Source organism: Photorhabdus viridis (assembly GCF_040256935.1).
GTDB classification, from domain to species: Bacteria; Pseudomonadota; Gammaproteobacteria; order Enterobacterales; family Enterobacteriaceae; genus Photorhabdus; species Photorhabdus viridis.
This window is the reverse complement of record NZ_JBEJZY010000004.1, coordinates 21,866-46,495: the sequence shown is the minus strand read 5'-3', so window position 1 is coordinate 46,495 and position 24,630 is coordinate 21,866. Positions and strand designations below refer to the sequence as shown.

The 24,630-nt window shown below is 45.9% G+C and carries 21 protein-coding genes; 16 read left to right on the top strand and 5 right to left on the bottom strand.

Translation table 11 applies throughout. The annotated features are described in order from the left end of the window. Positions 1-23: 23 nt before the first annotated feature. A complete protein-coding gene (gene yfbV, locus ABR397_RS02645; protein ID WP_046976922.1) occupies positions 24-479 on the top strand; it encodes a terminus macrodomain insulation protein YfbV in 456 nt (151 codons plus the stop codon). Positions 480-600: 121 nt separating this feature from the next. Beyond that, entirely contained in the window at positions 601-2,433 is a 1,833-nt protein-coding gene (locus ABR397_RS02640) for an SLC13 family permease (RefSeq protein ID WP_350304349.1), read from the top strand. Here ABR397_RS02640 and yfbR read toward each other — a convergent pair. The 3 genes from yfbR to ABR397_RS02625 form a co-directional block, all read right to left on the bottom strand. Next, positions 2,430-3,029 (bottom strand): 5'-deoxynucleotidase, encoded by a 600-nt coding sequence (gene yfbR, locus ABR397_RS02635; protein WP_350304348.1) that lies wholly within the window; start codon positions 3,027-3,029, stop codon positions 2,430-2,432. The two genes, ABR397_RS02640 and yfbR, sit on opposite strands and share 4 nt — an antisense overlap. A gap of 481 nt (positions 3,030-3,510) precedes the next feature. Then, positions 3,511-3,645 carry a hypothetical protein gene (locus ABR397_RS02630; protein WP_350304347.1) on the bottom strand — a complete coding sequence of 45 codons (135 nt, stop codon included), beginning with the start codon at positions 3,643-3,645 and terminating at the stop codon, positions 3,511-3,513. A gap of 54 nt (positions 3,646-3,699) precedes the next feature. Further along, positions 3,700-4,914, bottom strand: a complete 1,215-nt coding sequence (locus tag ABR397_RS02625) for a pyridoxal phosphate-dependent aminotransferase (RefSeq protein WP_021325725.1) — start codon at positions 4,912-4,914, stop codon at positions 3,700-3,702. 808 nt (positions 4,915-5,722) lie between these two features. On the opposite strand from ABR397_RS02625, the gene hexA reads away from it, so the two are divergent. The 14 genes from hexA (at position 5,723) to nuoN (ending at position 22,342) form a co-directional block, all read left to right on the top strand. Then, on the top strand, positions 5,723-6,655 hold the full coding sequence (gene hexA, locus ABR397_RS02620) for a transcriptional regulator HexA (protein WP_350304346.1): 933 nt from the start codon (positions 5,723-5,725) through the stop codon (positions 6,653-6,655). A 706-nt stretch (positions 6,656-7,361) separates the two neighbouring features. After that, on the top strand, positions 7,362-7,811 hold the full coding sequence (locus ABR397_RS02615) for an NADH-quinone oxidoreductase subunit A (protein ID WP_023045489.1): 450 nt from the start codon (positions 7,362-7,364) through the stop codon (positions 7,809-7,811). Between the two features lie 15 nt (positions 7,812-7,826). Continuing rightward, entirely contained in the window at positions 7,827-8,501 is a 675-nt protein-coding gene (locus ABR397_RS02610) for a NuoB/complex I 20 kDa subunit family protein (protein WP_021325722.1), read from the top strand. Positions 8,502-8,591: 90 nt separating this feature from the next. After that, complete coding sequence (gene nuoC, locus ABR397_RS02605; RefSeq protein ID WP_196815169.1) at positions 8,592-10,391, top strand: NADH-quinone oxidoreductase subunit C/D; 1,800 nt, start codon at positions 8,592-8,594, stop codon at positions 10,389-10,391. Positions 10,392-10,393: 2 nt separating this feature from the next. Further along, positions 10,394-10,942, top strand: a complete 549-nt coding sequence (gene nuoE, locus ABR397_RS02600) for an NADH-quinone oxidoreductase subunit NuoE (protein WP_350304345.1) — start codon at positions 10,394-10,396, stop codon at positions 10,940-10,942. Continuing rightward, positions 10,939-12,303 carry an NADH-quinone oxidoreductase subunit NuoF gene (gene nuoF / locus ABR397_RS02595; RefSeq protein WP_350304344.1) on the top strand — a complete coding sequence of 455 codons (1,365 nt, stop codon included), beginning with the start codon at positions 10,939-10,941 and terminating at the stop codon, positions 12,301-12,303. Before nuoE ends, nuoF begins: the two co-directional genes overlap by 4 nt. Before the next feature lie 75 nt (positions 12,304-12,378). Beyond that, entirely contained in the window at positions 12,379-15,105 is a 2,727-nt protein-coding gene (gene nuoG / locus ABR397_RS02590) for an NADH-quinone oxidoreductase subunit NuoG (RefSeq protein WP_350304343.1), read from the top strand. Then, positions 15,102-16,079 carry an NADH-quinone oxidoreductase subunit NuoH gene (gene nuoH / locus ABR397_RS02585; protein ID WP_021325719.1) on the top strand — a complete coding sequence of 326 codons (978 nt, stop codon included), beginning with the start codon at positions 15,102-15,104 and terminating at the stop codon, positions 16,077-16,079. The genes nuoG and nuoH overlap by 4 nt, the downstream gene beginning before the upstream one ends. Before the next feature lie 14 nt (positions 16,080-16,093). Next, entirely contained in the window at positions 16,094-16,636 is a 543-nt protein-coding gene (gene nuoI / locus ABR397_RS02580; protein WP_021325718.1) for an NADH-quinone oxidoreductase subunit NuoI, read from the top strand. A gap of 12 nt (positions 16,637-16,648) precedes the next feature. Further along, entirely contained in the window at positions 16,649-17,194 is a 546-nt protein-coding gene (gene nuoJ, locus ABR397_RS02575) for an NADH-quinone oxidoreductase subunit J (RefSeq protein WP_023045486.1), read from the top strand. After that, positions 17,191-17,493: an NADH-quinone oxidoreductase subunit NuoK gene (gene nuoK / locus ABR397_RS02570; RefSeq protein ID WP_036843392.1), complete on the top strand. Its 303-nt coding sequence runs from the start codon at positions 17,191-17,193 to the stop codon at positions 17,491-17,493. The genes nuoJ and nuoK overlap by 4 nt, the downstream gene beginning before the upstream one ends. Further along, positions 17,490-19,337 carry an NADH-quinone oxidoreductase subunit L gene (nuoL, locus tag ABR397_RS02565; RefSeq protein WP_350304342.1) on the top strand — a complete coding sequence of 616 codons (1,848 nt, stop codon included), beginning with the start codon at positions 17,490-17,492 and terminating at the stop codon, positions 19,335-19,337. Before nuoK ends, nuoL begins: the two co-directional genes overlap by 4 nt. A gap of 20 nt (positions 19,338-19,357) precedes the next feature. Further along, a complete protein-coding gene (nuoM, locus tag ABR397_RS02560; RefSeq protein WP_350304341.1) occupies positions 19,358-20,878 on the top strand; it encodes an NADH-quinone oxidoreductase subunit M in 1,521 nt (506 codons plus the stop codon). Between the two features lie 6 nt (positions 20,879-20,884). Then, a complete protein-coding gene (gene nuoN / locus ABR397_RS02555) occupies positions 20,885-22,342 on the top strand; it encodes an NADH-quinone oxidoreductase subunit NuoN (protein ID WP_350304340.1) in 1,458 nt (485 codons plus the stop codon). Positions 22,343-23,783: 1,441 nt separating this feature from the next. Here the strand turns inward: nuoN and ABR397_RS02550 are convergent. Both ABR397_RS02550 and ABR397_RS02545 read right to left on the bottom strand, forming a co-directional pair. Then, positions 23,784-24,140, bottom strand: a complete 357-nt coding sequence (locus ABR397_RS02550; RefSeq protein WP_350304339.1) for a hypothetical protein — start codon at positions 24,138-24,140, stop codon at positions 23,784-23,786. Continuing rightward, a complete protein-coding gene (locus ABR397_RS02545) occupies positions 24,137-24,439 on the bottom strand; it encodes a hypothetical protein (RefSeq protein WP_350304338.1) in 303 nt (100 codons plus the stop codon). Before ABR397_RS02545 ends, ABR397_RS02550 begins: the two co-directional genes overlap by 4 nt. Positions 24,440-24,630: the final 191 nt, after the last annotated feature.

Here is a 24,630-nt window from a genome sequence, read left to right as displayed (position 1 = left end):
GTTTTTAATTGATCGAGGTCATGATGAGTACAATGCCTCCTGCCAGTAGTGGATGGATAAGAAAGATGCGACTGGGACAGCAATATATGAAAACTTGGCCGATTGAGAAACAACTTGCGCCCATGTTTCCTGAAAACCGGATTATTAAAGCAACCCGTTTTGGTATCCGGTTTATGCCGCCGTTGGCTATTTTTACGCTGACGTGGCAAATCGCACTGGGTGGTCAACTGGGCCCGGCTGTTGCGACTGCGCTGTTTGCGTGTAGTTTACCTATGCAAGGATTATGGTGGTTGGGGAAACGGGCATCGACACCTTTGCCCGCAACGTTGCTGAAATGGTTTCATGAGATCCGCGATAAATTTGCCGAAGCCGGTATTGCAATGGCGCCGGTGCGACAAACACCGACTTATCAATCTCTCGCAGAACTGCTGAAACGGGCGTTTAAACAACTCGATCGGTCGTTTCTTGATGATATTTAACCGGAAAAAATTGAAAAAACAGACGCATTGTTGATCGCAACTGGAGATTTTCCCTCAATAAAATGGTCTACTAATCACGTTTTCGACACCATATCTTCTTTAATTGTTGATAGAGGCCATTTTGAATAGCGAACTCTTGTGGGTGCTGACCCTGTTATTGATAGCTATCGTTCTTTTCACTACCAATAAACTTCGTATGGATATTGTCGCGTTATTGGTGATTATCGCATTTGTCATGAGTGGAACCTTGACGCTGGGTGAAGCAACTAGTGGTTTCAGTGATCCCAACGTTTTGCTGATAGCAGCCTTGTTTGTGATCGGTGAAGGGCTGGTGAGAACCGGTGTCGCTTATCAAATGGGGGACTGGCTGGTAAGGGTCGCCGGAAACAGTGAAACCAAGATGTTGGCGTTACTGATGATGACAGTTGCCGGTCTTGGTGCTTTTATGAGCTCCACGGGGGTGGTGGCGATTTTCATTCCGGTGGTGCTGAGTGTTGCGGCCAGAATGAAAATTTCACCGGGGCGGTTGATGATGCCTCTGAGTTTTGCCGGGCTGATTAGTGGAATGATGACGTTGGTCGCGACGCCGCCTAATATGGTCGTTAACAGTGAGTTGATCAGGGAAGGGCTGCCCGGTTTCAAATTCTTCTCCATTACCCCTATTGGTGTTTTGATTCTGTTTGTTGGCATTGGCTATATGCTGGTCGCGCGTCACTGGCTGGCAAGAAACCAGTCTGATAGTGGTGATGATAAATGGAACCGCCGCACTTTCCGTGACCTTATACGCGACTATAAATTATCAGGTCGTGCTCGTCGCCTGGCAGTCCGGCCTGGTTCACCGCTGATTGGCCTCTCTCTTGATGAATCGAATTTGCGTGCCCGCTATGGGGCTAATGTCGTTGGTATTGAGCGCTGGCGGCGTTTCCGGCGTGTTATGGTCAGCGCGGTCGGCAATACGGAATTGAGAGAACGGGATGTCTTGCTGATTGATATGTCAGACAGTGAGGTGAATCTGCGTGAATTTTGCAGCGAGCAATTGTTGGAGCCGATGGTGTTGCGCGGGGAATATTTCTCCGAACAATCCCGTAATGTGGGTATGGCTGAAGTCTCTTTGATCCCAGAGTCGGATTTATTGGGTAAATCCCTGCGGGAAATAGGTTTTCGTACCTGCTATGGTTTAAATGTTGTCGGCATTCGGCGTGATGGTGAACCGTTGTTAGGTAAACTGGTAGATGAACCACTGCAACTTGGGGATATTTTACTGGTTATTGGTGATTGGAAACTGATCCGCGTCCTGCAAACTAAAATGCGTGATTTTATTGTTCTCAATTTGCCCGTTGAGATTGAGGAAGTCGCGCCGGCAACATCTCAGGCTCCGCATGCAATTTTTAGTCTGGCGCTGATGGTTGCCATGATGCTTACCGATGAAGTACCCAATGTGATTGCTGCGTTGATAGCTTGTCTGTTGATGGGGAAATTCCGCTGTATTGATATGGAAAGCGCTTACCGTTCTATTCACTGGCCCAGTATTATCCTGATTGTCGGGATGATGCCGTTTGCACTGGCATTACAGAAAACCGGCGGGATTGATTTGATTGTCCGCGGCCTGATGGATATTGCGGGTGATATGGGGCCGAGAGTGATGCTGTTATGTCTGTTTATACTTTGTGCCGTAATCGGTTTGTTTATTTCCAACACGGCAACAGCGGTATTAATGGCGCCGATAGCCATTGCTGCGGCGCGTGAAATGGCAGTATCGCCGATGCCATTCGCCATGATTATTGGCGTGGCCGCTTCTGCCGCATTTATGACCCCGGTTTCATCACCGGTGAATACGCTGGTTCTTGGCCCAGGTGGTTATAAGTTCTCTGATTTTGTCCGTTTGGGCGTGCCGTTTACCATTTTAGTGATGGTGATTAGTGTGCTGGTTATCCCTTGGTTGTTTCCATTCTAATCTGGGATGTCGAGGCTAATCTCGTCCAGTGACAGGCTGAACCCCGGCACAAAAACTGTCATAAAGTAATTCATCTCTTGGCTGTGGCGAGCAGCCAAGGTTTTTTCAAGCCGGGCTTTCGCCAGATTGAATTCACTGTTACCTGCTGATAGCTCTTCCAGACATTTGAGGTAAGCGCACAGGGCGTCAGCCTGTTTAACAATAGCAATTTCTTCTTCTGTATGCTGACTATCATCCAATATCGGACGAAAATCTTCTTGCAACTCTGCCGGCAGCATTTCCAGTAATTTTTTCTGCGCGATTTTTTCTATCTTTTTATATTCCCGTGCAATATGCGGGTTGTGATATTTGATAGGGGTGGGCAAATCCCCGGTGATAACTTCGCTGGCATCGTGATACATCGCCAGCAGCGCAATGCGTTCAGCATTCACATTGCCGCTGAATTTGCGGTTTTTGATAATCGCTAAAGCGTGTGCGACAAAGGCCACTTGCAGGCTGTGTTCAGAAACATTTTCTGTACGCACATTGCGCATAAGAGGCCAACGATTAATCAGTTTCAGACGGGAAAGATGGGCAAAAAAATGGCTCATACTCATTCTCTTACAGTGGGAAATTGCTTTTATTGTGATCGGTTGGCTGGGGTAAGTAAACTTCTTAATTTTTATCCCTTGGTTGCAGAGGTAAGATGCTGTTTATCCGGCAATGTTATAATCGTAGTGGATATATTTTTTTGAGAAATTGATTTTCCCATTCCGTTTTATATACAATTTGCATACAAAAATTTAATATAATTTACAATAGTTCATTATTCATTCAAGCGATCTCCTTTATCAAGTTTAATAAATGCGATGTTTAATTCTTTTATATCCCGCCAATGCCTTATATAATCACCATAGACTCTCTGGTGAAAATAAAAAAAAACGGGTTTGTGTTACCGGTAAAAAATGAAAATTGACTGACCTTATTTTGTAAAGCGTCGTCATTTGATATGGATTATGCCAGTCATCTCCACTTGCAAACCAAAACCGTAAAAATCTATGGGAATACTCAGTAAAAAGAAAGTAATGGAAATGGTTACTAGGGATTTCTCTGGCTGACAGATGACGTTTTCACCAGTGAAGACAAATCGGGAGAGTAATTTATCGGTGTAATCGGTATCGTTGTAATCGGTGTAGAAGAAAGTCGGTTTTCTTCTACACCGGTAGAACTCATGGTATGAATAATGCCTGTTATCAGTAATATCCGCTTATCAAATGGTTCTTATTTTTACTGATGATATTTGCCAATAAATCGGGCGAATTTCTGAATAGCCATCTCCAGTTCATCAAGCCTTGGCAGTGTTACGATACGGAAATGATCGGGTTCCGGCCAGTTAAATGCAGTTCCCTGCACGAGCAGGACTTTCTCCTGTAATAAGAGATCAAGCACCATCTTCTGGTCATCATGAACGTTAAAACGCTTCGCATCAATTTTCGGGAACATATATAAAGCTCCCTTAGGTTTCACACAGGAAACGCCAGGGATTTGATTAATTAATTCCCATGCTCGGTTACGTTGTTCATACAAACGACCACCAGGTAAAATGAATTCACTGATACTCTGGTAACCGCCTAACGCGGTTTGAATAGCGTGTTGCATTGGCACATTGGCGCATAAACGCATTGATGCCAGCATCTCCAAACCTTCAATATAGCTCTTGGCGTGCTTCTTCGGACCGTTTAATACCATCCAGCCCTGACGAAAACCGGCAACCCGATATGTTTTAGATAATCCGTTAAATGTTACCGTTAACAGGTCAGGGGCAAGTGCGGCAATTGAATGATGCTCTGCATCGTCATATAAGATTTTGTCGTAAATCTCATCAGCAAAAATAATCAAATTATGCTGACGGGCAATTTCAACAATTTCCAATAACAGCGCCTTACTATATACAGCACCCGTTGGATTATTGGGGTTAATAATCACAATCCCGCGCGTGCGAGGAGTAATTTTGTTACGGATATCATCTAAGTCAGGAAACCAATCTGACCCTTCATCACACATATAATGTACGGCTTTACCGCTGGAAAGTGAAACCGCTGCGGTCCAGAGAGGATAATCGGGGGCAGGAACCAGCATTTCATCACCGGTATTCAGTAATGCCTGCATTGCCTGAACGATTAATTCAGAAACACCATTGCCGATATAAATATCTTCAACACTCACATCCAGCATATTCCGGGCTTGATAATGTTGCATGATCGCTTTACGTGCAGAATACAGACCTTTTGAATCCGAATAACCCTGTGCTGTTGGTAAGTTGCGGATAACATCTACCAAGATTTCATCGGGTGCTTCAAAACCAAAAGGGGCTGGATTACCGATATTTAATTTGAGGACTTTGTTACCTTCTTCTTCAAGGCGTTTAGCTTCCTTGAGTACGGGGCCGCGGATGTCGTAACAAACATTATCTAATTTGCTGGATTTTTTAACTGCTAGCATAGAGAGTCTTACCTTAGTCTTGGTAAAAAGGGGGCCTGGCATATAGCGTCTGACATTTAATGTACTCTTCCCTCCAGGTGTTTTGAAGATGCATTGATATATTTGGTTAAAATGGTTGTTTTAGTAGGGATGTTGTTATTTTAGTATCTTTTTATGCAAATTATGTTAGTTTTAAATTCTAAATTTCACTATAATATTGAAATTATAATCTGAATTATTCTTGTTTTTTAGTGTGGATATGAGGCATTTTTAACGTCGCAGCGGTGTGGTCGCATGGTTGTGGGGGGAAAATGAGCGCGGTTCAATTTGCCAATAAAAGTTATTGTGTTTGTATAATTTATTCTTATGTATAAGATTTGTCTTGAATTGGCAATTGAGGACTATATATTTTAGAAAGATCGAACAATATTTTTGAGCATTTCTGGAAACTAGTTGTAAATTTATCTGAATAGGATTATCAAACATTAGTAATATTGTAGATTTTTACTTTATATTTAGTTTTTCTGATATAACTTATGTTATTCTTTGACGTGAGTCAGAAAACAAAATAACCAAACTAGAAATCACATATAGGGTGTTGTAAATAGGGATTGTCCTTAGTTTATTTAGGAATCCGAGTAACTTTTGCTAAGAGAGAGGAGAAAATAAAACCCACTATGGGTTCAATAGGTAAAAAAACAGCAGTAAATCTTTGCCCTATTTAATAGAGTAGAGTACTGTCTAATCGACGTTATTTAATTTGATAGTGCTTACGTAAAAACACCAGGTTAGTTAGTAATTAAAATCAAAAAAAAGTGATGAATAAACAATGATAAATGCAAATCGTCCGATAATGAATCTCGATCTCGATCTGCTAAGAACTTTTGTTGCTGTTGCTGATTTAAATACGTTCGCAGCAGCAGCAGCAGCAGTCTGCAGAACGCAATCGGCTGTAAGTCAGCAAATGCAACGTTTGGAGCAGTTGGTGGGCAGAGAGTTGTTTGCCCGTCACGGCCGTAATAAGCTTCTTACAGAGCATGGTCTTCAACTTCTTGGCTATGCAAGACAGATCCTGCGCGCTAATGATGATGCCAGTGCATCATTAACCTATAGCGATGCAGAAGGCGAGTTAAGAATCGGTGCATCCGATGATACTGTGGATACACTGCTCCCTTTTTTGTTAAATCGCATCGCTTCGGTTTATCCGCGGATGGCAATAGATGTTCGTATAAAGCGAACTCAATTTATTGAAAGTATGCTGGATAACCATGAGATCGATTTGGCGTTAACAACGGCAAAGATCAATCATCATCCACGGACTGTTCTGCGCTCGACACCGGTATTATGGCATTGCGCTCCTGATTTTCAGCTACAGCCAAGCGAGCCTGTGCCGCTGGTGGTGATGGATGAAACAAATCCATTCCGTCAGCTGGCGCTGGATACGCTGGATGAGGCTGGGGTATCGTGGCGTGTTGCTTATGAGGCTGCTTCTCTGTCGGCTGTTCGCACGGCAGTGAATGCAGAAGTCGGTATTACTGCCCGTCCTTTGGAAATGCAAAATGCTGATCTGCGTATTTTAGGCGAGAGTGAAGGGCTTCCTCGTTTGCCTGAAACCCAGTTCTCTCTATATAGACATAGTAATGAACAGAATGAATCTGTTCTGACTGTTTTTAGTGCGATAGAGAATAAGAAAACCCCATACACTATATCGGTTGTTTCTGAAGAGCCGCTTTCTGATGACGAAGATATTATTGATGAGTAATATCTAAGGCATTTACTTTTGCTAATACCTCCATTATGGATGAAAGGAGGTATTAGCTTTCCAGTTATATTTATAAGTAATCATCAACTAAACTCACCTTATTTTACCGTTATCATGATCATTGAATATACGGTAGCTTTTTTCCTAACCCCGCCCTGATTTGGTTAACAAATTGTTATATTGTTAACAAAGTAATAATTTGCAGAATTGATAAAATAAGAGTTTCTGTAGTTAACCGTGATTTTTTTCTTATCTTATGGATGAAAAATATAATTTCCTCAGATTTGAATGAATTATCATCAGTGTTAACATTTTTTTCTGCTGAATTGTGTACTTGATCAAAGAAATACCTCCTATGAAACAGTGGAAAGGCCGGTTTTTCCTGAGATAATGATGTAGTAAAAGCGAGTTATCGGTTAAACTGGATTCCGATGCTGTTTGCATGTCAAGTGACTGACACGTTTTAGCAGTGTGGTAGCACGATCCGTTAAGATTAAGTTTGTTGTTTGTAAATAAATGTTAGATTAATTTTGTCATAACAGACAAAATATTGTTGAGAGGAGTAAAAACCAAGAAGATTCACTCCATCAATCATTGATTAGCAGTGTTTCAGATTTGGTTGTTACCCCTTCCCTTGAATCGATGTGGTGCAACACTGCCAGACAAAAGAGCAGACATTTTTGACACCACTTTTGATGAGTAAGCAATGAGTATGTCAACATCCACTGAACTCTTTGCCCATCACTGGGCATTCGCGGTATTTCTTTTAGGTGCTTTCGGTCTGTGTGCTTTGATGCTGTTAGGGGCATTTTTTCTGGGCGGGAGAGCTAAAGCCCGGGCAAAACATATCCCTTATGAATCAGGTATTGATTCTGTCGGCAGTGCTCGTCTCCGTATGTCGGCCAAGTTCTATCTGGTCGCCATGTTCTTTGTCATCTTCGATGTCGAAGCCCTGTTTCTATATGCATGGTCAGTCTCTATCAAAGAGAGTGGTTGGTTAGGCTTTATCGAAGCAAGTATTTTCATTTTGGTGTTATTGGCAGGCTTGTTTTACCTGGTGCGTATTGGTGCGCTGAATTGGACGCCATCCCGATCAAGTCGTCAGGTAAGTAAACCAAGCGTTGTGATTAACATTAACAATAGTCATCCGCAGTAATAGCGAGGCATAAAGATGGATTATACGCTCACCCGCATAGATCCGAACGGTGAGAATGACCGTTATCCCCTGCAAAAACAGGAAATTGTCGCTGACCCACTGGAGCAACATGTCCACCGCAGTGTTTACATGGGCAAATTGGAACACGCCCTGCATGATTTGGTGAACTGGGGACGTAAAAACTCCCTGTGGCCTTATAACTTTGGTCTTTCCTGCTGTTATGTGGAAATGGCGACATCATTTACTGCCGTTCATGACGTCGCCCGTTTTGGCGCTGAAGTTTTGCGGGCGTCACCCCGTCAGGCGGATTTTATGGTGGTCGCTGGAACCTGTTTCACCAAAATGGCCCCGGTTATTCAGCGTCTTTATGACCAGATGCTTGAGCCGAAATGGGTTATCTCAATGGGAGCCTGCGCCAACTCTGGTGGTATGTACGATATCTACTCTGTGGTTCAGGGGGTTGATAAGTTTATCCCCGTTGATGTTTATATCCCTGGTTGTCCTCCCCGTCCTGAAGCTTATATGCAGGCTCTGATGTTGTTGCAGGAGTCGATCGGCAAAGAACGTCGCCCATTGTCTTGGGTCGTGGGCGATCAAGGGGTTTACCGTGCCAATATGCAGTCAGAAAGAGAACGTAAGCACGGGGAACGTATCGCAGTGAAAAATCTGCGTACGCCAGATGAAGTTTAGGGCTTTTAGCCGTACAGCGTAACCAGAGCAATGTGTTGCGATAACAATACCTGATCAAAACAAACACTGATCAAAGCGTTGTGGTGAAGAATGATGATAGATCAGATAGCGCAAGAAAGTGCCCGGCCTGCGTGGCAAACTCATGACCATCTTGATGATCCGGTCGTGAGTGAACTACGTAACCATTTTGGCCCGGATGCCTTTACTGTTCAGCCAACCCGCACCGGTATACCGGTTGTCTGGGTAAAGCGTGAACAATTACTGGAAGTAATCACTTTTCTGAAAAAACTGCCTAAGCCTTATGTCATGCTATTTGATTTGCATGGCATGGATGAACGCCAGCGTACTCACCGCCAGGGGCTGCCTGACGCGGATTTTTCTGTGTTTTATCATTTGCTCTCTATTGAACGTAACCGCGACATTATGTTGAAGGTCGCGCTCAGTGAGAAAGATTTGCATCTCCCAACTGCAACTCCTCTGTTTCCAAATGCCAACTGGTATGAACGCGAAACATGGGAGATGTTCGGGATTGTCTTTAACGGCCACCCGAACCTGCGCCGCATTATGTTGCCGCCGACCTGGGAAGGGCATCCGCTGCGTAAGGACTATCCGGCCCGTGCGACAGAGTTCGATCCTTTCGAACTAACCCGACAGAAAGAAGATCTGGAAATGGAAGCGTTGACTTTCAAGCCGGAAGAGTGGGGAATGAAACGGGGTACCGATAATGAGGACTTTATGTTCCTTAACCTTGGTCCTAACCATCCTTCTTCTCATGGCGCATTCCGTATCATTCTTCAATTGGATGGCGAAGAGATTGTCGATTGTGTACCGGATGTCGGCTATCACCATCGCGGTGCGGAAAAAATGGGTGAGCGCCAGTCTTGGCACAGCTATATTCCCTATACAGACCGTATTGAGTACCTTGGTGGTTGCGTCAACGAAATGCCTTATGTGCTGGCGGTGGAAAAACTGGCGGGTATTGAGGTGCCTGACCGGGTGAAAACCATTCGTGTCATGTTGTCGGAATTGTTCCGGATTAATAGCCACCTGTTGTATATCTCGACCTTTATTCAGGACGTCGGTGGGATGACGCCGGTGTTTTTCGCCTTTACTGACCGCCAAAAAATTTATGATCTGGTGGAAGCGATAACCGGTTTCCGTATGCATCCGGCCTGGTTCCGTATTGGCGGTGTGGCGCATGATCTGCCGCGTGGTTGGGATAAATTGCTGAGTGATTTCTTGGACTGGATGCCGAAACGCCTTGATTCCTATGTGAAAGCGGCGTTGAAAAACAGCATCCTGAAAGGCCGTTCTATTGGCGTTGCCGCCTATAATTCCAAACAAGCTCTTGACTGGGGCACGACCGGAGCTGGTTTGCGGGCGACGGGTGTTGCATTTGACGTGCGTAAATGGCGCCCATACTCTGGCTATGAAAATTTTGAGTTCGACGTGCCTATTGGTAATAACGGCGACTGTTATGACCGTGTGATGCTGAAAGTTGAAGAAGTGCGCCAAAGCATGCGGATCCTGAAACAGTGTCTGAAAAATATGCCTGAAGGCCCATTCAAGGCCGATCACCCACTGACGACGCCGCCACCGAAAGAACGTACTTTGCAGCATATTGAAACCATGATTAACCACTTCCTGCAAGTGTCATGGGGACCGGTAATGCCGGCAAATGAGTCTTTCCAGATGATTGAAGCAACTAAGGGTATCAACAGTTACTATCTGACCAGTGACGGCAGTACCATGAGTTATCGTACCCGTGTCCGTACACCGAGTTTCCCTCATTTACAGCAGATTCCTTCGGTGATCCGCGGTAGCTTGGTTTCTGACCTGATCGTGTATCTGGGCAGTATTGATTTTGTTATGTCTGATGTGGATCGCTAACTATGCAAAGTGAAATTAACGCGAATGCTCAACAGGCGCGCCTTGATGTGGTTAACGTGACAGAGTCTCAGGCAAAAGCAGATTTTGTACTGAGCGCCGAAGAGCACGATGCGATTGAGCATGAAAAACACCACTATGAAGACCCGCGTGCCGCTTCTATCGAAGCATTGAAAATTGTGCAGAAGCATCGTGGTTGGGTGCCGGATGGCGCCATTTACGCGATTGCTGATGTTCTTGGTATTCCCGCCAGTGATGTGGAAGGCGTGGCGACGTTTTACAGCCAGATTTACCGTCAGCCAGTGGGCCGCCATATTATCCGTTACTGTGACAGCGTGGTTTGCCACATTACCGGTTATCAGGATGTCCAAGCCGCTATTGAAAGGCATTTGAAAATCTGTCCGGGCCAGACGACCCAAGACGGGCGTTTTACGCTGCTGCCAACTTGTTGTCTGGGTAATTGTGATAAAGGTCCGACCATGATGATCGATGACGATACTCACAGTTCGGTCAAACCTGAAGAGATTGAGAAGTTACTGGAGCAGTATCCATGACAGCACATTCAGGAATAAAAGAAATGATCCGTACTGAGGAAACCCATCCTCTTACCTGGCGTCTGCGTGATGACAAACAGCCGGTATGGCTGGATGAGTACCGCAGCAAAAGTGGTTACTGCGGCGCTGAAAAAGCGCTGAAAGGCATGGCTCCGGCGGAAGTGGTTTCTCTGGTAAAAGACGCTGGGCTGAAAGGCCGTGGAGGCGCCGGTTTCTCCACCGGTCTGAAATGGAGTCTGATGCCAAAAGACGAAAGCATGAATATCCGTTATCTGCTGTGTAACGCAGATGAAATGGAGCCGGGTACTTACAAAGATCGCCTGTTAATGGAGCAACTTCCTCACCTGCTGGTGGAAGGAATGCTGATCAGTGCGTTTGCCCTGAAAGCTTATCGTGGTTATATCTTCCTGCGTGGTGAATATGTAGAAGCGGCGGTGCATCTGCGTAAAGCCATTGAAGAAGCTAAAGCGGCAGGTTTACTGGGTAAAAACATTATGGGCAGCGGCTTTGATTTTGAGCTGTTTGTTCATACTGGCGCAGGGCGCTATATTTGTGGTGAAGAGACCGCGCTGATTAATTCCCTTGAAGGTCGCCGGGCTAACCCTCGCTCAAAACCGCCATTTCCAGCCACTTCCGGCGCATGGGGCAAACCCACTTGTGTCAATAACGTTGAAACTTTATGCAACGTTCCCTCAATTCTTGAATTCGGTAAAGAGTGGTATATCGGCCTGAGTGCGGGCAAGAGTAAAGATGCCGGTACTAAACTGATGGGATTCTCCGGTCGGGTGAAAAATCCGGGGTTGTGGGAGTTGCCATTCGGTGTGACTGCTCGTGAAATTCTCGAAGATTATGCTGGCGGCATGCGTGACGGCCTGAAATTCAAAGCGTGGCAACCGGGTGGCGCAGGGACAGACTTCTTGACCGCTGACCATCTGGATCTGCCAATGGATTTCGAAAATATCGCTAAAGCGGGCAGCCGTCTGGGCACTGCATTGGCAATGGCTGTTGACCATGAAATCAACATGGTTTCTTTGACCCGTAATCTTGAAGAATTCTTTTCCCGTGAATCCTGCGGCTGGTGTACGCCATGCCGTGACGGACTGCCGTGGAGCGTGAAAATTCTGCGGGCATTAGAACGTGGCGAAGGGCAGCCGGGGGATATCGAAACGTTGGAACAGCTCTGTCGCTTCCTTGGGCCGGGTAATACATTCTGTGCTCACGCACCCGGGGCTGTGGAACCATTACAGAGTGCCATCAAATATTTCCGTGATGAATTCGAAGCTGGAATTGTGACCAAAAACTATGGGAATTCCCACCTGATTGCGGGTATCCAACCAAACCTGCTAAAGCAGCGTTGGTAATGGGTTCTTCACGAAATTAGCAGAATTTTTGATTAACACTTGCTGAAAAGCAGGTCACTTGGAAGCATGCTGACTATGGCTACGATACATGTAGACGGCAAAAAATATGATGTAAACGGGGCTGATAACCTGTTACAAGCTTGCCTCTCTTTGGGGCTAGATATTCCTTATTTTTGCTGGCATCCGGCGCTGGGAAGCGTTGGCGCTTGCCGCCAATGTGCGGTAAAGCAATACCAAAATGCGGATGATACGCGCGGTCGTCTGATTATGTCCTGTATGACTCCGGCAATGGATGGCGCCTTTATCTCTATTGATGATGAAGAGGCTAAACAGTTCCGTGAGAGTGTGGTTGAGTGGTTAATGACTAACCACCCGCATGATTGCCCGGTGTGTGAAGAAGGGGGCAACTGCCACTTGCAGGATATGACCGTGATGACCGGCCATACATTCCGTAAATACCGTTTCACTAAGCGAACTCATAATAACCAGGAATTGGGGCCGTTTATTTCTCATGAAATGAACCGCTGTATTGCCTGTTATCGTTGTGTGCGCTACTACAAAGACTACGCTGATGGCACGGATTTTGGTGTCTATGGCGCTCACGATAATATCTATTTCGGTCGTCCTGAAAGCGGCACGCTGGAAAGTGAGTTCTCTGGTAATTTGGTTGAAATCTGCCCGACCGGGGTATTCACGGACAAAACCCATTCTGAACGTTATAACCGTAAATGGGACATGCAGTTTGCGCCAAGCATCTGCCAGCAGTGCAGTATTGGCTGTAACACTAGCCCGGGGGAGCGTTATGGTGAATTACGCCGTATTGAAAATCGTTATAACGGCACGGTAAACCACTACTTTATGTGTGACCGCGGTCGTTTTGGTTACGGTTATGTCAACCGTAAAGACCGTCCTCGTCAACCACAGCAACTGCGTGGCGATCATTGGATCTCGCTTAACGCTGAACAGGCCATGCAGGGTGGGGCGGATATTTTGCGTCAGGCCAAAAATGCTATTGGTATTGGTTCACCACGCGCCAGCCTGGAAAGCAACTTTGCCTTGCGTGAACTGGTGGGGGCGGAAAACTTCTATAGCGGGATTGCCGCTGCTGAACAGCAACGTCTTGATATGATGCTGGAAATTCTCCAGCAGGGTGGTGTTTATACTCCATCGCTGCGTGAAATTGAAAGCTATGATGCGGTACTGATTTTAGGTGAAGACTTGACTCAGACCGGCGCCCGTATGGCACTGTCCGTTCGTCAGGCGGTGAAAGGCAAAGCCCGCGAAATGGCGGCAGCTCAGAAAGTCGCTGACTGGCAGATTGCCGCGGTGATGAATATCGGCCAGCATGCTAAATATCCCCTATTTGTGACTAACGTGGATGATACCCGTCTGGATGATATCGCGGCGTGGAATTACCGTGCGCCGGTTGATGATCAGGCTCGTTTTGGTTTCGCCGTCGCTCATGCATTGGATAACACTGCGCCGGCGGTCGAAAATTTACCTGACGAACTGAAAGCGAAAGTGGAAATGGTTGCGCAGGCACTGATTGGCGCGAAGAAACCACTGATTATCAGCGGCAGTAACGTGGGCAGTGATGCGATCATTCAGGCAGCGGCCAATGTTGCCTGGGCGCTGAAAGATAAAGGCTCAGATGTCGGCCTGTCATTTGTCGCGATCTATGCGAACAGCATTGGATTGGGAATGATGGAGGCTCAACCACTGGATGTTGCTTTGCAACGTATCAGCAGTGGTCAATCTGATACGGCTATCGTGATGGAAAATGATCTCTACCGGCATGCGGCAGCTGATAAGGTCGATGACGCACTGAACAAGCTGAAAAACCTGATTGTGGTTGACCATCAGCGCACGGCTATCATGGATAAAGCCCATCTGATTCTTCCGGCTGCCAGTTTTGCAGAAAGCGACGGCACGCTGGTGAATCAGGAAGGCCGGGCGCAGCGTTATTTCCAGGTTTTCCAGCCCTCTTTCTACGACAAATCCGTGGTGATGCTGGAGAGCTGGCGTTGGCTGCACTCCCTGCACATGACTTATACCGAATGTCATTTAGATTGGACTCAGCTTGACCATGTCATTGATGCCTGTGTTGACGTGATGCCACAGCTTAAGGGCATTGTTGATGCTGCGCCTGATTCCACATTCCGCATCCGTGGTCAGAAACTGGCGCGTTCACCGCACCGTTACAGCGGCCGTACTGCGATGCTGGCGAATCTCAGTGTCCATGAGCAGCGTCAGCCTCAGGATATTGACTCGCCGTTTGCTTTCTCAATGGAAGGCAACAATAGCCCTGATGCCTTTCGTCAGCAGGTTCCGTTTGCCTGGGCGCCGGGCTGGAACTCACCGCAGGCATGGAATAAATTCCAGGCGGAGGTCGGGGGTCATTTGCGCTTTGGTGATCCGGGGGTACGTCTGATTGAAACAACTGACGGTGGTCTGAACTACTTTGATCAGATTCCGGCGGAATTTTCTGTACAGGATAACCAATGGGTCGTCGCTCCTTACCACCACCTGTTTGGCAGTGAAGAATTAACCCAACGTTCCGATGTGATTCAGGAACGCATGCCGGAGCCTTATGTGATGCTCAATAACAAAGATGCGGATCAACTGGGTGTGAAAACAGGTTCTGTTCTGGAGTTTGATTGTTTTGGTCAGCAACTGCGCTTGGCAGTCCGTCTGAGTGAAAAGCTCGCTCAGGGTCAGATTGGCTTACCAATGGGAATGCCGGGTATTCCTCCGGTACTGGCGGGTGTTTCAGTGAATAATCTGCGGGAGGCGGCACAATGAGTTGGTTAACCTCCGACGTTATTGATGTACTGATCGCTATTCTGAAATCAGTGGTGATCTTGGTGGTGGTGGTTGCCTGCGGGGCGTTGATGAGTTTTGGTGAACGACGTTTGCTGGCGCTGTTCCAGAACCGTTATGGGCCAAACCGTGTCGGTTGGGGCGGATCATTACAGATCGTGGCCGACATGATCAAAATGTTCTTCAAAGAGGACTGGGTGCCGCGTTTTGCTGACCGGTTGATCTTCACCTTAGCGCCTGTTATTGGTTTCTGTTCTCTGTTGCTTGCCTTTGCCATTGTGCCGATTACGCCTAACTGGATGGCTGCGGATCTCAACATCGGCATTTTATTCTTCATGATGATGGCGGGTCTGGCTGTCTACGCGGTTTTGTTTGCCGGGTGGGCAAGTAACAACAAATACTCCCTGTTGGGGGCGATGCGTGCTTCTGCACAGACACTGAGTTATGAGGTGTTTCTCGGCCTCTCTTTTATGGGCGTTGTTGCACAGGCCGATTCTTTCAATATGGTGGATATCGTCAACGCACAGGAACACATGTGGAATATCATTCCGCAATTCTTTGGCTTCCTGACTTTTGCTATCGCGGGTGTGGCCGTGTGTCACCGTCACCCATTTGACCAGCCGGAAGCAGAACAGGAGTTGGCTGATGGTTACCACATTGAATACTCCGGTATGAAATTTGGTCTGTTCTTCGTTGGTGAATATATCGGTATTGTCACGGTTTCTGCCCTAATTGTGACAATGTTCTTTGGTGGTTGGCACGGTCCATTCCTGCCGCCGTTTGTCTGGTTTGCGCTGAAAACTGCGTTCTTCATGGTGATGTTTATCCTGATACGTGCATCTTTACCGCGCCCGCGTTATGACCAGGTAATGGCGTTTGGCTGGAAAATCTGTTTGCCGCTGACCTTACTAAACCTGCTGGCGACTGCGGCAGTGATTTTGTACAACGCTCAATAAGGGGGGAATGAACCATGACATTGAAAGAGTTAGCGGTTGGTTTCGCCACCCAGGTACGCAGTATTTGGATGATTGGCCTGCATGCCTTTCATAAGCGCGAAACCCAAATGTATCCTGAAGAACCGGTTTATTTGCCACCCCGTTACCGTGGCCGTATTGTGTTGACGCGCGATCCGGACGGCGAAGAGCGTTGTGTTGCCTGTAACCTGTGTGCGGCAGTTTGCCCGGTCGGCTGTATCTCATTGCAAAAGGCCGAACATAAAGATGGTCGCTGGTATCCGGAGTTTTTCCGCATTAACTTCTCACGCTGCATCTTCTGCGGCCTGTGCGAAGAGGCTTGCCCGACTACCGCAATCCAGTTAACGCCGGATTTCGAAATGGGGGAGTTTAAGCGCCAGGATCTGGTGTATGAAAAAGATGACCTGACGATTTCGGGTCCGGGTAAATATCCTGATTATAACTTTTACCGTAAGACAGGTATGGCGATTGACGGCAAATCAAAAGGTGAAGCCGACAACGAAGCGAAACCTATCGACGTTAAAAGCCTGTTGCCGTAAGGAGCGATATTCATGGAATTTACGTTTTATACCGCCGGGCTGGTTGCGATATTGGCAACCATCAGGGTGATTACACACACCAATCCGATACACGCGCTTTTGTATTTGATTGTTTCTCTGCTGGCGCTTTCAGCGGTGTTTTTTTCGCTGGGCGCTTATTTTGCCGCGGCGCTGGAGATCATCGTTTACGCCGGGGCCATTATGGTGCTGTTCGTTTTCGTGGTGATGATGCTTAACCTTGGCAGATCTGTTGTTGAACAGGAGCGTATTTGGCTGAAACCGCGAACTTGGGTTGGCCCGGGTTTGCTGTCAGCCGTGTTGCTTATCGTGCTGGTGTATACCATTGTCAACGTTTCTCATGGTGATATTGCCGACAATATCTCAGGTGAAGTTGTCAGCGCCAAAGAAGTGGGCATCAGCCTGTTTGGCCCATATGTGCTGGCCGTTGAACTGGCCTCTCTGTTGTTACTGGCCGGTATGGTGGTGGCTTATCACATTGGCCGTGAACACAAACAGGGTGAAGTTCTCAGCAACCGAAACGCGGAGGAGCAACCATGATACCTCTTCAACATGGACTAATTTTGGCGGCAATCCTATTTGTTCTGGGCCTGACCGGGCTCATTATCCGTCGTAATCTGTTGTTTATGTTAATTGGCCTTGAAGTGATGATTAATGCTGCGGCCTTGGCTTTTGTGGTGGTAGGCAGCTATTGGGGTCAGCCGGATGGTCAGGTGATGTTCATTCTGGCTATTAGCCTGGCTGCGGCAGAGGCGAGTATTGGCCTGGCGCTGTTATTGCAGCTTTATCGTCGTCGCCAGAGTCTGAATATTGATACAGTCAGTGAGATGCGCGGATGAACTTACTCTATTTAACAATTCTGCTGCCACTGCTGGGATTTTTGCTGTTGGCATTTTCCCGTGGCCGCTGGTCTGAAAACACATCAGCCACCGTTGGGATTGGTTCTGTTGGTCTGGCTGCGCTGGTGACTTTGTGGGTTGCTATTGATTTCAACAGCCAGAATGTGGCGGGTGATCTGGTTTACAGTCAAAACTTGTGGAACTGGATGGAAGTCGGGGATTTCAGTATTCCTTTCACTCTGGTTCTCGATGGTTTGTCTCTGACCATGCTGAGTGTGGTCACCGGTGTCGGTTTCCTGATCCATATGTATGCCTCATGGTATATGCGTGGTGAAGAGGGTTATTCCCGTTTCTTCGCTTATACCAACCTGTTTATTGCCAGCATGGTGATACTGGTTCTGGCAGATAACATGATGCTGATGTATCTCGGTTGGGAAGGGGTGGGGCTGTGCAGTTATCTGCTGATTGGCTTCTACTATACCAACCCGGCAAATGGCGCTGCGGCAATGAAAGCCTTTGTCGTTACCCGTGTGGGCGACGTCTTCCTGGCTATCGGCATGTTTATTCTGTATGACAATCTGGGAACCTTGAACTTCCGCGAATTGGCGGTTTTGGCTCCGCAACATCTGGAAGCCGGTTCTTCGGTGATTACTTGGGCGACCCTGATGATATTAGGGGGAGCAGTCGGTAAATCAGCTCAATTGCCGTTACAAACCTGGCTGGCCGATGCGATGGCTGGTCCGACGCCAGTTTCTGCGCTTATTCACGCCGCAACGATGGTGACCGCAGGGGTTTATCTGGTTGCCCGCAGCCACGGTCTGTTCTTGATGGCCCCGGAAATCCTGCAACTGGTTGGGACTATTGGCGCTGTCACTCTAGTGTTGGCAGGTTTTGCTGCGTTGGTGCAAACCGATATTAAACGTGTACTGGCTTACTCAACGATGAGTCAGATTGGCTACATGTTCCTGGCATTGGGTGTTCAGGCGTGGGATGCGGCAATTTTCCACCTGATGACGCATGCATTCTTTAAGGCGCTGTTATTCCTGGCATCCGGTTCCGTCATCCTGGCCTGTCATCACGAGCAGAATATTTTCAAAATGGGTGGCTTGCGTAAATCCATTCCACTGGTTTATGCCTGCTTCCTGGTCGGTGGCGCGGCGCTATCGGCGTTGCCAATCGTCACTGCCGGTTTCTACAGTAAAGATGAAATTCTGTGGGGGGCAATGTCACATGGTCATATCAATCTGATGCTGGCGGGTTTGGCAGGTGCGTTTATGACCTCTTTGTATACCTTCCGTATGATTTTTATCGTGTTCCACGGTGAGGCGAAAACCAAAGCGCACTCTGTTAAAGGGATTACCCATCACCTGCCATTACTGGTATTGCTGGTGCTTTCCACCTTTGTGGGCGCACTGATTGCGCCACCACTGGCGGGTGTGTTGCCGGTAGACCATGCAACGAGCGATACAGGTAAAATGATGCTGGAAGTGGTTTCTGGTGTGGTTGCGGTTGCAGGTATTTTGCTGGCGATGGCACTGTATTTAGGTAAACGTCAGTTGGTGAATAGCGTGGCGCAAAGTGCTCCGGGACGCTTCTTTTCCGTATGGTGGTTTAATGCCTGGGGCTTTGATGTTCTATATGACTGGGTATTTGTTAAGCCATTTAAGAGCATTACCCATTTGTTGCGAAACGATCCGCTAAATTCACTGATGAATATTCCGGCGGTGTTATCACGCTGGAGTAACAAAGGTCTTAGCCTGAGTGAAAACGGACAAGTCCGTTGGTACGTTGCCTCTATGGGGTTGGGTGCAGTGCTGGTTTTAGCTCTGCTGCTACTGGTTTAATTTAAGGGACACATTGCGCCATGCTATTACCTTGGCTAATTCTTTTGCCCTTCATCGGAGGTTTGCTGAGTTGGCAGACTGAACGCTTTGGTACCCGTGTACCACGTTGGATCGCGTTAATTTCGATGGGGTTGACTCTGGTGCTCTCACTGCAATTGTGGTTGCAGGGGGGCTATACCCTGGCTAATCCGCAGGGGATCCCGCAATGGCAATCAGAATTTCTTATGCCGTGGATCCCACGTTTTGGTATCAGCATTCACCTTGCACTGGATGGCTTATCCTTGCTGATGGTCGTATTGACTGCGTTGTTGGGGCTGATGGCTATTCTCTGTTCATGGACGGAAAACCAGCCGTATCAGGGATTCTTCCACTTGAACCTGCTGTGGATCCTGGGTGGTGTGATGGGGGTGTTCCTCGCTATCGACATGTTCCTGTTCTTCTTCTTCTGGGAAATGATGTTGGTGCCGATGTACTTCCTGATTGCATTGTGGGGACACAGAGGATCTGGCGGTAAGACCCGTATCACCGCAGCGACCAAATTCTTCATTTATACCCAGGCGAGCGGTCTGGTGATGCTGATTGCGATTATGGCGCTGGTATTGGTGCACTACAACGGGACAGGCGAATGGACATTCAGTTATGAGAAATTGCTGAATACGCCGATGTCACATACCGTTCAATACCTGCTGATGTTGGGTTTCTTCATCGCCTTTGCGGTAAAAATGCCGGTTGTGCCTTTGCATGGATGGTTGCCGGATGCTCACAGTCAGGCGCCAACCGCAGGTTCTGTTGACCTGGCGGGGATCTTGCTGAAAACGGCGGGTTATGGTCTGTTGCGTTTTGGCTTGCCGTTGTTCCCGGAGGCTTCTCATGAATTCACCCCAATCGCGATGTGGCTGGGTGTGCTTGGGATCTTCTATGGCGCATGGATGGCATTCAGCCAGACAGATATCAAACGCCTGATTGCTTATACCAGTATCTCGCATATGGGATTTGTGTTGATAGCGATTTACTCTGGCAGTCAGCTTGCTTACCAGGGGGCGATTATCCAGATGATTGCTCATGGTTTATCAGCCGCGGGCCTGTTTATTCTCTGTGGTCAGCTTTATGAGCGCTTGCATACCCGTGATATGAGTTTAATGGGTGGTTTGTGGCGACGAGTGCAGTTTTTGCCTGCATTATCGCTGTGCTTTGCTGTTGCGACACTGGGGATGCCGGGAACCGGTAACTTTGTCGGTGAGTTTATGATTCTGTTTGGCAGTTTTAGTGAATACACGTTAATTATCACGATTTCTGTGTTCGGCTTGGTTTTCGCTTCTGTATATGCCCTGTATATGATGCAGCGTGCTTATTACGGAGCGCCAAAATCAGATGAACCACTAAGACGGATGGATATGCGGGAAATATCTATTGTCATGTTGTTGTTGATATTACTGGTGGTGATGGGTTTCTACCCACAACCTATCCTTGATACTTCAGCGGCAGCGATGGATAACATCCAGACCTGGTATTCAGCTTCAATTTCAACTACAAGGCCGTAATTCGCCATGACAATAACTCCTCAACAACTGATCGCGCTGTTACCGCTGTTGATCGTCGGATTGACGGTAGTGGTTGTGATGCTGTCCATTGCGTGGCGACGCGATCACTTTATCAATACCACGCTGACCGTAGTAGGTTTGAATCTGGCTCTGCTGTCCCTCTACTTTGTTGGGCAGCAGGACGCGATGGATGTCACACCACTGGTTCATGTGGACGGCTACGCTATGCTCTATATCGGCTTGGTGCTGGTTGCGAGCTTGGCAACTTCTACTTTCGCTTATTCCTGGCTGGAAAATTATCCGGATAACAAAGAAGAGTTCTACCTGCTGGTGCTGATTGCGACCGTAGGCGGTATTCTTCTGGCTTGTGCAAACCATCTGGCGTCATTGTTTATCGGTATTGAACTGCTTACTTTGCCGCTATTTGGTTTGATTGGTTATGCATATCGTCAGAGACGTTCTCTGGAAGCGGCGATTAAGTACATGCTACTGTCTGCGGCGGCATCGTCTTTCATGCTGTTTGGTATTGCGTTGCTCTATGCGGAATCCGGCGATCTCTCTTTTGCTGCATTGGGGCATCGTTTGTCTGACAGCTATATCTATCAACCTTTAATACTGGCAGGTTTGGGTATGATGGTTGTTGGTCTTGGCTTCAAATTGTCGCTGGTCCCTTTCCATCTTTGGACGCCGGATGTTTATCAGGGGGCACCTGCACCTGTTTCTACCTTTCTGGCAACCGCCAGTAAGATAGCGATTTTCGCAGTAGTGATGCGTCTGTTCGTTGAAGCGCCGATGGCGGACAATGAAGCGCTGCGTACGGTATTAACCGTCATTGCGATTGCCTCTATGTTGTTCGGTAACTTAATGGCGCTGACCCAGACGAATATCAAACGCCTGCTTGGTTACTCTTCTATTGCGCACTTAGGTTATCTGTTAGTGGCGCTGGTAGCGGTACAAAACCATCAGCTTTCAGAAGAAACCGTGGGTATCTACCTGGCGGGTTATCTGTTTAGCAGCATCGGTGCGTTTGGTGTCGTTAGCTTGATGTCCAGCCCATATAAAGGGCCGGATGCGGATTCCCTCTACTCATACCGTGGTCTGTTTTGGTATAAACCGATTTTGTCTGCGGTCATGACGGTGATGATGTTATCACTGGCGGGTATCCCAATGACGCTGGGCTTTATTGGTAAGTTCTATGTGATTGTCGTGGGTGTGCAATCTGAACTGTGGTGGCTGACTGCGGCGGTGGTTCTTGGCAGTGCTATCGGCCTTTATTACTATCTGAGAGTGATGGTCAGTCTGTACTTACACGCGCCGAAAGCCCTTAACCGTGATGCACCAAGGAATTGGGCCTTAACTGCCGGCGGGATGGTCGTTCTGATTTCTGCATTATTAGTGCTGGCGCTGGGTATCTGGCCTCAGCCACTGATTGATGTGGTGCAACAAGCGAAAATCATTCTCTAAATAGTCAGTCGGTTGTGATGAATTATTTGGAATAATCGAAACCCGGTAAGGTTGTCCTTACCGGGTTAGTTTTGAAAATATTTTGGTTATAAAAATAAAATCTTTTATTGATTAAAATAGTCTCGTCATATGATTTTAGGTTTTCTATTAAAACCATGTCTATTTAAATGATGTTTAAATAAATCAGCAAGTTCATTTAATAATGTTTTATTACAGGGGGATTAATTAGCTAGAAAGGTTATAATATTTAAATGGATATTTAAGCGTTAACAGAGTGCGAAAATAACTTTGAAAAGTAACGTTATAAATTTATTTTAGCGTTAAATTACATTAAAGGTATGATTTAAATAAAACCGTAAAAAAGCAATGTTATTGGACAGGGTAAAATAGTGCAAAAAATTTAAACGGACATATTTAATGTATTGCGGCATTGCATAATAAATACAACATAATAACGATAAAAGTAATCCAGTTTGTACTTTGTTAAATCATTTATTTTCGGATTTTGTCATTCGTATTCTTTATAAACGATTATTTGACTGGCGGATAAAAATTTAATCTCTAGTTGAAAACGTTATTAAAATCGGTTGATTTTTTAAATATACTGTCTGATTAATCTATTGCATATTCTTATTTATTCTTTTTACCGGGTATATAAGCATTAATAAAGCCAATTCCTTTTTCTCATTTTCCACTGATAGCTTTATGATAGGTAGGTTTTAAACTACTTTTAATGCCTGGTTTCTATTAAGTTTAATCATCAGGTATATTGTGTTTTACATTTAATCAACGTTAGTCATACTTGCTTTTTATCTTTATTGGTATTGTTTCACTGGCAATTTTTAATAGCTTTCATAAATTACACTCCTTTCTTTTATCTTTATAAATCAGACGGTAAATAGCTTGATGGTATAAATATTTTTCTTTATATTTTTTAGGAAAATATTATTTTTTCGCTGATTTTTTTAAATTTTCTGTTAATGGTTAATGAGCTTCGGTTAAATTTGATTAACGTCTTTTTAAAAAACTGCGCTTATATTTAAATTTGTCTTTTATATAAAAGATTTAATATCTCTGTTTTTGTTTTTTTAAATGGTTATGGCAGGTTAGGTAAATGTAAAATAAGCCGAAGATAATATCGTCGGTAAATACATTAAACATGACAGGGAATAAGCCGTTTTTAGTCACTCTGTACCTTTTAAAATCTGGCGTTAATGGATACCTGTTTTTTTTACCCTTAGCGAATTAATCACTGAAAAAGAAAACAGTTTGCCGATCACCAAAAATGAAAGAATCAGCTCAAAGTTAAATGGCCTGAGTCTGGTGGAGTTCCGGACTTAGGTATTAGAGAGAATTTATGGTCACCCTGTTAGCGTACCGCTTATCGGGCGACCATCTCATTAAAGTCCTAAAGAGGCTTAAACATTTATGTGCTATGTAGTTAAGCAGCTTTGTTGCGCTTATTGACTGATTTTCTTTTTTTACTTTTCATTGCATTGCTGTGAGTTTCAATAAGAATCCGTTTTTTTTCACAATTAGCAAAGCGATTTAAAACTTGTCTGATTAGTGGTTGATAACCTAAGCCATTAAGGTCAGCTATCATTTTAAAGTCTTCTATCAGAGACTTATTTAATCTGATTGATATTAGCTGTAACTCCAATGCTTCATTAATCAGATCTTCTGTCATATCATCAGATACTTTAACGTGAGCCTCACTGCAACCGAGCTCACGGTTATCCCATGCTTCATCAGTGGAAGCTATCAGGTTATTTGTTCGCTTATCAGTTTGTTTGCTCATTTTTCTGTTCCTAGACCGTATTTTTCGTAAATTCTCAATTCATCTTCATTAGGTGAGTATGCTGTCCTTATAGCAACCCCTTTTTCTGGGTAATAGATAAAGACTATCTTTAACTTAACACCATAATCAGTTTCAGATATAAACCACTTAGTTGGCGGGTCAGTTCTGTTGTCTTCTCTTGTGTCCTCAAGAAAACGCCCGACCCGATTACAAAAACACTGGAGTACATCCTCTTCATTAACCGGAGGGATTTTACCTGCTAACTTCAACCTGATTTTTGATGATATCAAGAGCTTCATGTGGTTCGGTGTCTTTAACTCATGGTTGATTTGTATATACAGATTACACCACGAAACAGATCTAAACAACTCAATATAACTCACATAAAATCAAAGAAATTTTGTATTACAAACAGATGAAATGCACTAGCTGTTTATCATTTTGTATATACAAAATGATATGGCTAACCAACAAATCTATGTTTCCCCTT

Coding starts and splice junctions, on each gene's coding strand:
- yfbV (WP_046976922.1), top strand. CDS start 24: ATGAGTACAATGCCTCCTGCCAGTAGTGGATGGATAAGAAAGATGCGA.
- yfbR (WP_350304348.1), bottom strand. CDS start 3,029: ATGAGTATGAGCCATTTTTTTGCCCATCTTTCCCGTCTGAAACTGATT.
- ABR397_RS02630 (WP_350304347.1), bottom strand. CDS start 3,645: ATGAGTTCTACCGGTGTAGAAGAAAACCGACTTTCTTCTACACCGATT.
- ABR397_RS02625 (WP_021325725.1), bottom strand. CDS start 4,914: ATGCTAGCAGTTAAAAAATCCAGCAAATTAGATAATGTTTGTTACGAC.
- hexA (WP_350304346.1), top strand. CDS start 5,723: ATGATAAATGCAAATCGTCCGATAATGAATCTCGATCTCGATCTGCTA.
- ABR397_RS02615 (WP_023045489.1), top strand. CDS start 7,362: ATGAGTATGTCAACATCCACTGAACTCTTTGCCCATCACTGGGCATTC.
- ABR397_RS02610 (WP_021325722.1), top strand. CDS start 7,827: ATGGATTATACGCTCACCCGCATAGATCCGAACGGTGAGAATGACCGT.
- nuoC (WP_196815169.1), top strand. CDS start 8,592: ATGATGATAGATCAGATAGCGCAAGAAAGTGCCCGGCCTGCGTGGCAA.
- nuoE (WP_350304345.1), top strand. CDS start 10,394: ATGCAAAGTGAAATTAACGCGAATGCTCAACAGGCGCGCCTTGATGTG.
- nuoF (WP_350304344.1), top strand. CDS start 10,939: ATGACAGCACATTCAGGAATAAAAGAAATGATCCGTACTGAGGAAACC.
- nuoG (WP_350304343.1), top strand. CDS start 12,379: ATGGCTACGATACATGTAGACGGCAAAAAATATGATGTAAACGGGGCT.
- nuoH (WP_021325719.1), top strand. CDS start 15,102: ATGAGTTGGTTAACCTCCGACGTTATTGATGTACTGATCGCTATTCTG.
- nuoI (WP_021325718.1), top strand. CDS start 16,094: ATGACATTGAAAGAGTTAGCGGTTGGTTTCGCCACCCAGGTACGCAGT.
- nuoJ (WP_023045486.1), top strand. CDS start 16,649: ATGGAATTTACGTTTTATACCGCCGGGCTGGTTGCGATATTGGCAACC.
- nuoK (WP_036843392.1), top strand. CDS start 17,191: ATGATACCTCTTCAACATGGACTAATTTTGGCGGCAATCCTATTTGTT.
- nuoL (WP_350304342.1), top strand. CDS start 17,490: ATGAACTTACTCTATTTAACAATTCTGCTGCCACTGCTGGGATTTTTG.
- nuoM (WP_350304341.1), top strand. CDS start 19,358: ATGCTATTACCTTGGCTAATTCTTTTGCCCTTCATCGGAGGTTTGCTG.
- nuoN (WP_350304340.1), top strand. CDS start 20,885: ATGACAATAACTCCTCAACAACTGATCGCGCTGTTACCGCTGTTGATC.
- ABR397_RS02550 (WP_350304339.1), bottom strand. CDS start 24,140: ATGAGCAAACAAACTGATAAGCGAACAAATAACCTGATAGCTTCCACT.
- ABR397_RS02545 (WP_350304338.1), bottom strand. CDS start 24,439: ATGAAGCTCTTGATATCATCAAAAATCAGGTTGAAGTTAGCAGGTAAA.